Annotated in this window: 11 protein-coding genes; 7 read left to right on the plus strand and 4 right to left on the minus strand. The window is 43.1% G+C overall.

The genetic code is table 11. The features are described 5' to 3' along the window. Positions 1–166: 166 nt before the first annotated feature. Complete coding sequence (locus KNQ12_RS13290; RefSeq protein WP_087681678.1) at positions 167–448, minus strand: putative quinol monooxygenase; 282 nt, start codon at positions 446–448, stop codon at positions 167–169. Positions 449–604: 156 nt separating this feature from the next. On the opposite strand from KNQ12_RS13290, the gene KNQ12_RS13295 reads away from it, so the two are divergent. The 5 genes from KNQ12_RS13295 (at position 605) to KNQ12_RS13315 (ending at position 6,838) form a co-directional block, all read left to right on the plus strand. Next, a complete protein-coding gene (locus KNQ12_RS13295) occupies positions 605–1,090 on the plus strand; it encodes a cupin domain-containing protein (RefSeq protein WP_214748814.1) in 486 nt (161 codons plus the stop codon). A gap of 86 nt (positions 1,091–1,176) precedes the next feature. Next, on the plus strand, positions 1,177–2,067 hold the full coding sequence (locus KNQ12_RS13300) for an aldo/keto reductase (RefSeq protein ID WP_214748818.1): 891 nt from the start codon (positions 1,177–1,179) through the stop codon (positions 2,065–2,067). Between the two features lie 13 nt (positions 2,068–2,080). Further along, positions 2,081–3,013, plus strand: a complete 933-nt coding sequence (locus KNQ12_RS13305) for an aldo/keto reductase (protein ID WP_214748822.1) — start codon at positions 2,081–2,083, stop codon at positions 3,011–3,013. An 80-nt stretch (positions 3,014–3,093) separates the two neighbouring features. Then, positions 3,094–3,546 (plus strand): OsmC family protein, encoded by a 453-nt coding sequence (locus KNQ12_RS13310; protein WP_133208492.1) that lies wholly within the window; start codon positions 3,094–3,096, stop codon positions 3,544–3,546. A 127-nt stretch (positions 3,547–3,673) separates the two neighbouring features. Next, entirely contained in the window at positions 3,674–6,838 is a 3,165-nt protein-coding gene (locus tag KNQ12_RS13315; RefSeq protein WP_133208436.1) for a DEAD/DEAH box helicase, read from the plus strand. On the opposite strand, the gene mutT is transcribed toward KNQ12_RS13315, so the two are convergent. Next, complete coding sequence (mutT, locus tag KNQ12_RS13320; protein WP_058704348.1) at positions 6,813–7,217, minus strand: 8-oxo-dGTP diphosphatase MutT; 405 nt, start codon at positions 7,215–7,217, stop codon at positions 6,813–6,815. The two genes, KNQ12_RS13315 and mutT, sit on opposite strands and share 26 nt — an antisense overlap. Before the next feature lie 184 nt (positions 7,218–7,401). Here mutT and KNQ12_RS13325 point away from each other — a divergent pair, with 184 nt between their 5' ends. Beyond that, entirely contained in the window at positions 7,402–8,586 is a 1,185-nt protein-coding gene (locus tag KNQ12_RS13325; protein WP_214748825.1) for a class I SAM-dependent rRNA methyltransferase, read from the plus strand. Positions 8,587–8,671: 85 nt separating this feature from the next. Here the strand turns inward: KNQ12_RS13325 and KNQ12_RS13330 are convergent, their stop codons facing one another. Then, complete coding sequence (locus KNQ12_RS13330; RefSeq protein ID WP_214748828.1) at positions 8,672–9,670, minus strand: zinc-binding dehydrogenase; 999 nt, start codon at positions 9,668–9,670, stop codon at positions 8,672–8,674. Between the two features lie 109 nt (positions 9,671–9,779). Here KNQ12_RS13330 and pepT point away from each other — a divergent pair, with 109 nt between their 5' ends. Continuing rightward, positions 9,780–11,015: a peptidase T gene (gene pepT, locus KNQ12_RS13335; protein ID WP_133208493.1), complete on the plus strand. Its 1,236-nt coding sequence runs from the start codon at positions 9,780–9,782 to the stop codon at positions 11,013–11,015. Between the two features lie 88 nt (positions 11,016–11,103). Here the strand turns inward: pepT and KNQ12_RS13340 are convergent, their stop codons facing one another. After that, the gene (locus KNQ12_RS13340; protein ID WP_214748831.1) at positions 11,104–11,973 is read right to left on the minus strand and encodes a prohibitin family protein; all 870 of its coding nucleotides are present in this window, start codon (positions 11,971–11,973) and stop codon (positions 11,104–11,106) included. Positions 11,974–12,238: the final 265 nt, after the last annotated feature.

Below are 12,238 nucleotides of genomic sequence, written 5' to 3' on the forward strand. Positions count from 1 at the left end.
AACTAACAGTTTCAGTGAAATGTCATACGATTGTAAAAGAAAAGTGGAATACTTCTAATTTAAATAAGGGCTTTAACCGATCATGTCGCATGAAACAAAAAAAGGAAGATATGCTAGGTCACGAACCTAGAATACCTTCCTTATGTGTCTCGTCAATCGCTTATGATTATGCTTGGAACGATTGAACGTCTAATGGTTTAGCGAGAGCCGTTTGTGCAAACGCAACGAACTGTCCGAAATGAGCACTCGTGTTGTGTGCTTCGATTGCAGCTTGGTCTTCCCATTTTTCAATCATCATGAAGACATTTTCGTCTTCTGTGCTTTGGAACAAGTCGTAGCCAATGTTTCCAGCTTCAGCACGTGATGCTTCTACTAACGTTTTTGTTGCTGCTAAAAACTCTTCTCGTTTTGCTGGTTGTACTTCTAATTTTGCTTCGATGGCGATCATCGAAAAGCCTCCTTTGTAATTTCGTTAACTTAAGCATCTTAGCACCTCCGAATTCGTTACGCCATAAAGATGCTCGGACGATTGATGATATTTAATTACGGGTAATTACAGATGTAATTATTACTTTGTGCCACATCAGAGAAAGGAGCAACGAAGATGCGCGTTGAGGTATTTTACTTTGAGGATGACGGGCACATTCCGAACAACCCGACATTCCCCGTGTTGATTTATCGACATGCATTTGCAGAGCCATCACACATCGAACAGACCTTCCATGCACATGACTGGCGTAACAGCTGGGTGGATGGCATTTTTGACTTTCATCATTATCATAGTATTGCCCATGAAGTGATCGGGATTCTTGAAGGGCATGCAACCGTTCAGCTGGGTGGTCCGCTCGGTAAGACCTTCACTTTGACGAGTGGAGATGTTCTCTTACTTCCTGCCGGTACAGGACATAAAGCACTTGATACAAGCCGACACTTTCGAGTAATCGGTGCCTATCCGGATGGTCAAGATTACGACACGCTGACAGGTCAAACAAGTGAACGCCCGGAAAATCTTCAACGTATTCGTCAGGTGATGCGTCCAACTCAAGATCCTGTATTCGGTGATCACGGTCCCTTGTTTGAGCATTGGTGACGTCTCCTTCTTTTGAAGAAGGCGTTTTTGTTCGGAGTTCGTGTGGTAAACCCTACTATTGTCTCTCTACTAAAGGAGGAAGAACGATGAACGCAACAGAAAAGACGTTGATACTTGCTGCATTAAAGCAAAAAACGGTGGCATTTCCCGATCAGACGCATGTTCGGGCACTCGGACAAGGCACATGGCGGATGGGAGAAGAGTCGGAGAAGCACGAAGCAGAAATCGAAGCACTCCGTGTCGGTCTCGATAGTGGAATGGAACTCATCGATACGGCAGAGATGTACGGGGAAGGTGCTTCTGAAGAATTGATTCGCGACGCGATTGCAGATCGACGAGAGGAAGTCTTTCTCGTCTCGAAAGTGTATCCGCATCACGCTGGCGGAGAAGCATTGAAGCAGGCTTGTTCCAACACACTTGAACGTCTTGGTACCGATTATCTCGATCTGTACCTCCTTCACTGGCGTGGTGATATTCCACTCAAAGAAACCGTCGAAGGGCTGGAAGCTTTAAAACAAGAAGGCAAGATTCGCCGTTGGGGTGTATCGAACTTTGACGTATCAGACATGAAGGAACTGTTGGCACTGCCAGGTGGTGATCAATGCGCTGTCAATCAGGTACTTTATCACCTTGGATCACGGGGAATCGAGTATGAACTATTACCGTTACTACGTGAGCATGGTATACCAGTGATGGCGTATTGCCCACTAGCAGAAGGTGGTTCATTACGCGATCAACTTCTGAATCATCCGACTGTCGAAGAACTCGCTGAGACACACGGTGTGGATCCGGCACAGATTCTACTCGCATGGGCGATTCGTGAAGGTGACGTCATCGCGATTCCTAAGGCTGGTCAGGCACATCATGTCGAAGCCAATGGTCGCGCTGCGCTTCTGAATTTAACAGAGGAAGAGCTCGCTGCACTTGATCAAGCGTTCCCAGCACCAACGAAAAAAGAACCACTCGATATCGTTTAAGGAGGTCATTTTCATGACAAAACATGTTCAACTCGGTCAATCTAACTTATTCGTTCACCCCATCGGTCTCGGTACGAATGCTGTCGGTGGACACAACTTATATCCGAATCTCGATGAGCAAGCCGGACGCGATCTAGTTCGTGTCGCTTTGAAGCAAGGAATCAATTTCCTAGACACAGCTTTCATCTACGGACCAGAACGTTCGGAAGAACTCGTCGGTGAGGTCTGGAACGACACGGTCGCTCGAGAAGATGTCGTCCTCGCGACGAAAGGTGCGCATCAGTTCGTTGACGGAAATGTCGTCATGAACAATTCACCAGACTTTCTCCGTCAATCGGTCGAAGAGAGTTTAAAACGTCTTCAAACAGACTATATCGATTTGTATTACATTCATTTTCCGGATGAATCGACACCAAAGGATGAAGCAGTCGCAGCACTCGCTGAACTGAAAAAAGAAGGAAAGATTCGCGCAATCGGTGTCTCGAATTTCTCACTCGAACAACTGAAGGAAGCGAACAAAGACGGACATGTCGACGTCTACCAAGGGGAATACAACCTATTCAAACGGGATGCGGAAAAAGAGTTACTCCCGTATATTGTTGAGAACGGTATGTCCTTCGTCCCGTATTTCCCACTCGCTGCTGGATTATTGGCAGGGAAATATACGAAAGAGACGACGTTTGATGATTTACGAAAAAACGATCCTTTGTTCCAAAAAGATGTCTTCGAAGAAAACCTCGCAAAAGTTGATCAACTGCGTCCGATCGCAGAAGCACATGATGCGGAAGTCGCACACGTCGTACTCGCGTGGTATTTAGCACAGGACGGTATCGATGCCATCATCCCTGGTGCGAAACGACCGGATCAGGTGACGGATACGTTACGTACGTTAGATGTTCAGTTGTCACAAGAGGATATCGAAAAAATCGACCAGATTTTTAGCTAATTGTTCTCTTCGTATGTACATGAGCAGAATAGGCGAAAAATCATGCTGAACTACGTATGATGGAGGCATGGAGGCGATTGATCATGAAGCACCATTTTCATTTAACCGCAGACTGGCCGGGCAATCGCAATGATGTTGGTCAGATCGAGACGGGTGAACTAAAAACAAAAATCTCAATTCCGGACGCCATGGATGGTCCAGGGGTTGGTACGAATCCAGATGAGATGTTACTTGGGGCAGCTGCTACGTGCTATATCATCACGCTTGCCGCGATGCTTGAGCGTAGTCACATTCCAAAAGTCTCGTTAACGATGGAATCTGAAGGCATCGTCGATGTCACGAACGGTGTCTTCACATACGATGCGATCATTCATCGTCCGAAACTCTTATTGCCATCTGATCTGTCGGATCGTGATGTGGAGAAGGCACAACGTCTTGCTGAAAAAGCGGAAGGTTCGTGTATGATTACGCGGGCGCTAGCTGGTAATGTTAAAGTATCGCTTGAGGCTGTTGTGGAGCGAATCTCAAATTAACAAATAAAAATCATCGTTTAACTTTTTAGTTAAATGATGATTTTTTTACTTTATTTATCTATTTATTGGTATATTATTGATGATTTATTCATTGTAAATACCATTTACTATCATTCGGAGGATAACCATGTCTTATTATGAAACACTACGTTCTTCAACTGAAACTAACTCACAATCCGATACAACAAGTGTCTCTGTACCAGCACATGACTACACAACAGAATTACTTACACATCTCAATCAAGTACTATATCAATCTTTAGACCATTTACAAAAACAAGATGAACCTGATCAAATGGTTGAAACAGTCAATGAATGGCTCCTGCATTTAAATCAACCTCCGATCGACTCGCCACTTCATCGTGAACTCTCTACTAGCACAACTCATGCTTTACCTACACAATATAAAAATTCTTTGCGTGCTTGGGAACTCATCGCTCCTGGCCAACTCGAACAAGAACAGTTATTGCATCATATCAATCAAGAATTATGGACAGCATCTGCTGCTGATTGGATGGTGAGTTTTACACGACATTCTGGAATCCAAACGCTTGTACCAGCTTTAAAAGAAGCAGAAGCTCAAAACAAACCAATTCGCATTTTGACTTCATTTTATATGAATATTACAGAAGCGAAGGCTATCCGGCATTTGATGGAATTCAGCAATATCGAAGTAAAAATTTATGAACCGATTAAAAAAAATCATGCGTTCCATCCGAAAGCATATTTATTTTCTCGTCCTGATCAGTTGGATAGTGCTATTGTTGGCTCCTCTAATTTATCAAAGTCGGCTTTAACACACGGTATGGAATGGAACATTCGTATACCTTCTACACCCGTCACAACATTAGTCACTCAAGCGAAAAGCTTGTTTGAACAGCTTTGGAACAGCCACGAAGCGACTGTATGTACAGAAGAATTATTACTTCAATACGAACAGTACCAACAAGAAACACCACCTATAAAATCATTTTCTATCCGCGATACAATTGCCGAACCCGCTGTCGATTACACCGTTATTGAACCAAACCTCATGCAGATTCCGGCTTTAGAAGAACTGGATCGTTTGCGCGAGCGAAAAGAAACAAAAGCAATGGTCATTGCGGCAACAGGAACGGGGAAAACGTACTTAGCAGCATTTGATGTTCGTCAAGCTCAGGCTAAAAAAGTGTTATTTGTTGCACATCGCGGAAAATTGCTATCACAAGCTGAGCATACATTTAGACAAGTTTTTTCAAATGAAAGTTATACATTTGGTAGATATTCAGGATCACAACAAATTCAAGATGCACAATTTACCTTCGCTACCGTTCAAACACTCTCAAAAGAGGTTCATCTTAATCAATTTTTAAAGGATACGTTTGACTACATCATCATTGATGAATTCCATCATGCTTCATCTGCTTCTTACCAAAACATTCTTAACTATTTTAAGCCCCAATTTTTGCTTGGCGTAACGGCAACACCAGAACGAATGGATGGTCAAAATATCTTTCAGCTTGTTGACTATAATGTTGCTTACGAAGTACGTCTGTATGATGCCTTAGCACAAGATTTACTTTCACCATTCCATTATTTTGGGATTCAAGATGATGAATCGATTGATTATTCTCTTATTCCTCAACAAAACGGATTTTATGTAGAACAAGATCTTGTTGTTGCACTCGAACGATCAACACGAACAGATTATATTGTTGAAATGATTCGTAAATTTGGGTTCAGTGGTAATCAGGCTGTTGGACTAGGATTCTGCGTCAATATTAATCATGCAGAGTTTATGGAGCAGGAATTTAAACGACATCAGATTGAAGCAATGGCTGTTACAAGTAAACAGTCCGAAGATGAACGCGAAGAGGCCATTCGCCGACTAGAGGACGATCAAGATCCACTGCAATATATTTTTACAGTTGACTTGTTTAACGAAGGCGTCGATATTCCAAAAGTCAATCTAATGCTATTTTTACGTCCAACGGAGTCTCCTACTATTTTTATTCAACAATTGGGGAGAGGCTTACGTAAACATAGCTCAAAAGAATTTGTTACGATTTTAGATTTTATCGGAAATAGCCAAAAGGCTTTTGTTGCACCGCTTGTGTTGTCTGGTCAACAATCGTTTCATTCTATTGATCGTTATAAAATTGCTACTGCTGTAAAACAGCATTTTCCGATTTTACCGGAAGGATCTTTAGCCATTCTAGATTCAATTACAGAAAGATTTATTATTGAACAAATGAAAAAAATAGAGTTTTCAGCTAGCAAACAGCTCCGTGAAAGTTATCAAAGGCTGACACGCATGATCGGAAATCCTCCGAGTTTAAATGATTTAGTTACGCATAAAGACGCACCAGCTATTGAAAGTATTGTTCAGCAATGGAGAAGTACATTACGTCTTAAACAACTTGAAAAACATGCTACCGACGAAGAACTACGTTTATTGCTCGATGACACTACACGCAAAATTGTGGAACAGCTCGAAGGACTATTCCCAATTCGTGAGCCCTTCAGCTTACTGATTTTAAAACATTTACTGCATCATCCTTCTGCTTCAGTTCAAGATATTGAACAAGAAGTTTTCAAAGAATTCGCCTTATCGACGAATCACTCTTTCTCAAAGCGACCTATTATTCATCATCTTTTTAAACGCTGGTCTACTGCGTTTAAAAATGATCGTATTCAATTGCTAGATGCTGTATCAAAAGAGCGCTATCGCTTTTCAAATACAGTCGGCCAAGCACTTCAACAATCAACTGAATTACGTTCATATATGATACATTTTATCCAAGCAGGTCTACTTGCATTTCATCAACTACCAGATCGAATCAACTGGTTGATCGAAGACCAGGCGTTTCTATTACATCAAACATACAATCGTTCTGTTATCCAACGTCTTCTTTGTTCACCAAGTCAGGAAGGTTCTTGGCGTGAGGGCGTAGCTCAAGCTGGTGACGACTACATTTTATTCGTGAATTTACACAAAGATGAAGCCATTGATGAGCAACTAAAATATAACGATTATTTCTTAGATCAATATCGTTTCCACTGGCAGTCTCAAAGTAATGCAACTGCTACAGGTAAAGCGGGTACTTTATATCAAAACCATGAGAGCGAAGGAATTCGTATTCATTTGTTTATGCGTAAAGCAGATAAAGAACAAGGAAAAACGCTACCGTTCACATACTTTGGCCAGTTAAAGCATCTTCAAAGTACAGGTTCTAAACCGATTAGTGTGACTTGGTCACTTCATTCTCCACTATCAATTGAACTGTTTAAGGAGTGGCAAACTCTTTCTTAATGTACTCAACTGCAGGAATATCAGCAGGAGCCCATTCAAGCTGATCAAGGTCTGAAACAGATACCCAGCGAAGCTCTGCATGTTCTACGGCAATCGGTTCTCCTGTTACGATTTCAGCTTCAAACGTATGCAATGTAACAATAATAGCATCGTACTCGTACGTCGTTTTTTCAATTGGTTGTTTGACCTTAATATTACATTTTAATTCTTCATTGATCTCGCGAACTAAAGACTGTGAAGGCGTTTCATGTAGCTCAATTTTCCCACCAGGAAACTCCCATAAGTTGGGCAATGACATTTGGCTACTACGAAGTGCACACAATATTTCATTATGATCGTTGCGAATGACAGCCCCTACGACTTGAACATGTTTTTTCATTTTTTATGTTTCACTCCAAATCATTATAGATTTTTCAGTTCTCTGCTTATCATAACAAAAACCGTTATTCCTTTGACTTATGCAAAGAATAGCGGTTTTATTATATCCAGTTATCCACATGTGGATAACCCCATTTATGGTATACTTATGGCACTTATCCACAAGTAGAAATGAGGAAACTAACATGTCTCGTGAACTTTATCCGATTGTCGTCAAACCAAAATGGATTGAATCGATTCGAAGCGGGTATCCCGCCTTACGCAAGGAAATGTTCGAAGCTTTGCACCATGTCAAAGAGGCAGGCGGACTGCTTCATCTGATGACAGAACATAAAGAATACCTCGCGACCGGTTATTTTGGCAAGCAGGAAAAAGGTGTCGGTTGGACTCTCTCAATGGACGAGCAAGAAGCGATTGATGTCGCCTTCTTCAAACAACTTTTTGAAAAAGCGTTAGACAAACGAAATGAATTTTTTGAAGAGTATTCAGAAGCCTTCCGTATCTTTAACGGTGCAGGAGATGGTATTGGTGGTTTGACGATTGACTGTTATGATCATCATTACCTCATTACATTCGAAAATGAAGGCATCTATACATTCCGCCCACTGATTCTTGAAGCTCTTGAATCACTACTGAATTATAGAAGCATTTATGAAAAACGAGACTTCCTCGTCGATCTTCAACCGGTCAAAGGCGACGACTTTTTGAAGGGCGAACGAGGCGATTTTCCTGAAGTCGCACAAGAATATGGCGTGTTGTATGAATATGACTTGGATGCTGGTATGCGGACTGGTTTTGACATTGCCCAACGTGAACTTCGCCGAATCCTTCTCGATTCCGTCGAACGAAAGACCGTACTTAACCTCTTTTCCGATACAGGAACGTTAACGGTAGCTGTTCTTTATGGTGAAGCTGCTCGAACGACAAGCGTTGATTTCTCGACACGTAGTCGAAATAAGACAAAAGATAATCTAATGTTGAACAGTTTTACTCCCGAAAAACAGAAGATTTTAGTTCAGGATGCGTTCGACTACATCGAACAAGCGGATAAGAAGACTCGTTTTGACGTCGTCTTGTTCCATCCACCCGTACAAGTCAATACACGGACACGTCAGTTTCGGACGGAACAGGATCTCGCCCTTTGGATCCAAAAAGTCATTCATCTGACGAATCGTGGAGGACTGCTTGCGATTACGACAGATAGTCCTGCTCTTGATGCATCACAATTGAAAAAAGCTGTCGAGCAAGCATTCAACAAGTTGCGTCAAAAATTCGAAGTCGTGTGGGAGCAACCGGAGCAGAAAGATTTCCCGACTCCTCCTTCCATGCCACAACTCGCTCCAAAAAGCATTCTTGTTCGCCGTAAATGATCTGTTATCTAAAAAATCCGCTACCGAATTTTTCAGTAGCGGATTTTTTTATATTTTTAACAGGAAATGTAAAATGAATGGAGAATCATTTTTTAGGGGTTGGATATACACTCACTTTACCAAAGTGTGATGTTTGATCAAATCGTTGATAGAGATCGTTTAATGCATCGCGTTCATAAGGAATCTGCTCTTCAATCCGAATCTCGAGGACACCCTCTTCCACTAAATGAACGAGTTCTGATAAGTGACGTTGCTGTTGTTTCATCTCATCTACTTTTCCTTTCAGCAACGGAAGCGCGACGAACACAGCTTCAAGTGACAAAGCTTTACTATGCATCATCGTTAAATCTTGTGTCGTCCGTGTCGCGATCGAAATGATACGTCCCCGTTCTTTAGCGAGTATGAACGATTCTTGTAAATGGTCACCGCCGACTGTATCAATGACGACGTCGAATCCGTCCAGATCCAGTCGGTTTAGCAACGCTTCAGCCGATTCTTCCTTGTACCGATGAACGCGGATCCCTTTTGCTTCTAGCCAAGCTGCCTTCTCGTCAGAAGAGGCGCTCGCTGTGACGTCACATCCATAATGACGAGCAAGTTGTACGGTAAGATGTCCTACTCCACCCGTTCCACCTGCTACATATACACGGATGCCTGGGGTAATCGCGATTCGCTCTTTTAAAATTTCCATCGCCGTCAACCCAATCACCGGTAAACAACCAGCAACCTCAGCCGAGACCCCTTCCGGTCGTAAGACTGCCATCTGTTCAGGTACAAGCATTTCTTCCGCTAGCGCACCGGCACGTGTTCCAAGTCCGCCACCGAATGCGACGATGCGATCGCCGATAGAAAAAGACGTCACACCCTCGCCGATTTCAATGACTTTCCCCGTTACATCGCCCTGGAGAATTCCAGTCGTCGAAGCCGCCGCCACATGTCCGAAGAACATCTTCGTATCAAGTGGATTGATGCTCGACCCCTCGATTTGAACCCGTAATTCGTGTTTCCCCGCTTTTTCAGGTGTGACGTCTTTTTCTGTCAGTGATGCGTCTTTTCCATACTGATCGACTACGAATGCTCTCATGAAGAATTCCCCCTTTTTCATTATTAGTCTATCATGATTCAGAATTCTCTCACATTAGTCGTTCATGCTATGATGAAGGTATCTTATGACGAGAAGGGACGTTTTTGATTTGAAACAAGAATTGATTGATCGTCTAACTACATACGTGAAAGTCGATACACAGTCGAACTATGAGAGTACAACTGTTCCAACAACTGAAGGGCAATGGACACTGGCTCGTTTGCTCGTAGAAGAATTAAAGACAATTGGCATGGAAGAGGTCACGGTCGATGACAATGGTTATGTCATGGCTACGTTACCCGCTAATACAGATGCAGACATTCCGACAATTGGTTTCCTTGCTCACCTTGATACGGCAACGGACTTTACAGGTACGAATGTCCGTCCGCAACTCGTGGAAGCATATGACGGAAATCCCATCACGTTAAGTGAAGTACCGTCCGTCATCCTGTCTCCAACTGATTTTCCGGCACTACACAACTATGTTGGTCATACCTTAATGACAACGGATGGTACGACATTACTCGGTGCCGATAATAAAGCCGGAATCGCAGAAATCATGACAGCCATGCATCATCTGATTTCACATCCAGAAATCAAGCATGGTCGCATTCGTGTTGCCTTCACACCAGATGAAGAGATTGGTCGTGGACCACATCACTTCAATGTCGAAGCATTCGATGCCACGTATGCTTATACGGTCGACGGCGGTCCGCTTGGTGAACTCGAATACGAAAGCTTTAATGCGGCTGCGGCCAAAATCGTCTTCCATGGAACGAATGTCCATCCAGGAACAGCAAAAGATAAGATGGTCAATTCGCAGAAACATGCGATGGCATTCCACGATCGTCTTCCTGGAGAAGAGTCTCCTGAATTCACGGATGGTTTCGAAGGATTCTTCCACTTAATTTCGTTTGACGGTTCTGTCGAAAAAACGACACTCGACTACATCATTCGTGATTTTGATCGTGAGGCATTCGAAGGACGGAAACACTTCTTATCTGCCCTTGTCGATGAGTGGAACAAAAAGTATGGCGCAGGTAGTGTGGAAATCGATTTACACGATCAGTACTACAATATGCGCGAAAAAATCGAACCCCACATGCACATCATTGATATCGCTCATGCAGCGATGGAGTCGCTTGACATCACACCGATCATTAAGCCGATCCGTGGTGGAACGGATGGATCACAACTTTCATACATGGGTCTTCCGACACCGAACATCTTTACTGGTGGCGAGAACTACCACGGCAAGTTTGAATTCATTTCGGTCGATAATATGGTCAAAGCAACACAAGTGATCATTGCCATCGCTCAAGGATTTGAACAAGCTTCGCGCTAATCAAAAAGCAGATTCTCAGCGCTGAGAATCTGCTTTTTTCACGTCTACCGTTGTGGTCTTTAAGCGGTTTATCTTAGACATATTTCAATTAGTTTTTTTCTTGTGTCGTACCGTCAGGAATCGGTAGTTGAACCATACTCCCTGATCCACTGACGAGTGGTGATTTCCCGTCCCACTTCTTGACAGCTTCGTATTGAATCATTTCTTTCGTCAACGTCTTCTGTAATTCTTTTTGTGCTTTTGCCAACCCTTGAGCTTCGATCAAACGCGCATCGGCTGCTCCTTTTGCTTCTACGCGAAGACGTTCTGCCTCTGCTTTAGCGATTTCAAGATCCGTTTTCTTTTTATCGAGTTCCTGCGACGCTTTGACACGCGCATCGATTGCTTCCTGTGTCTTTTCATCTGGTTTTGGTGCACCGAGTGCGACATCCTCGATGATGAAACCGATATCCTTGACGTCTTCTGCAAACTGCGTCTGAATGCTCGTCGAGACGTTTCCTGATTTTTCACCGAACAGTTCAAGGACGGTAACTTTCGAGATTTGCTCACGCGACGCATCATAGAGTCGTTGTTTCAAGTAACCTTTGGCAATCTCATCGATTTCGATCGGTCCGAACTTGTTGAAGACTTTCGTCACCTTATCCGGTGAGACGGAGAAGCTGTATGTAAAGTCAACGACGATGTTCTTTCCATCCTTGGTTGCAAGTGTCATGTTCTCAAGCGACTTCGTCTGTGTCCGGATCGGATACTCCGTCACCCGCGTGATCGGTGAAACGACATGCCAGCCTTGCGATAACGTCTCATCTTTGACACCGCTTGACGGTGTATAGACGACCCCAACTTGTCCGGGTTCGATTTGTTCAACGATGAACGGCGTTGTTGCAAGCAACGCTAGTACGAGCACACCAGCGATGATCATCGATGGGCGAATTTTTTTCTTCGGTTTGATTTCTCTCATTCTGAATCTCCTTTATCGATCTTTTCTTGGATATAGCGGTAGAGTTCCATGCCAAGCAAAACGATGAGGGCGAAAAACAATAATGTGAAAAAGATGGCCATCTAACCCCTCCTCTAACGAATTCCTTACTTTATTCTACGTATCCATCTGGAAAATGTTTCATTTTTTTAAATGTCCAGTTGCTTATTTTTAATTTCTGTCCTAATATGGAGGGAACTTTGCCTGCTCTACGACAGATCACGATTTGTGGTACACTCGAATGAGC

This window comes from Exiguobacterium sp. s11 (assembly GCF_018619015.1).
GTDB classification, from domain to species: Bacteria; Bacillota; Bacilli; order Exiguobacteriales; family Exiguobacteriaceae; genus Exiguobacterium_A; species Exiguobacterium_A indicum.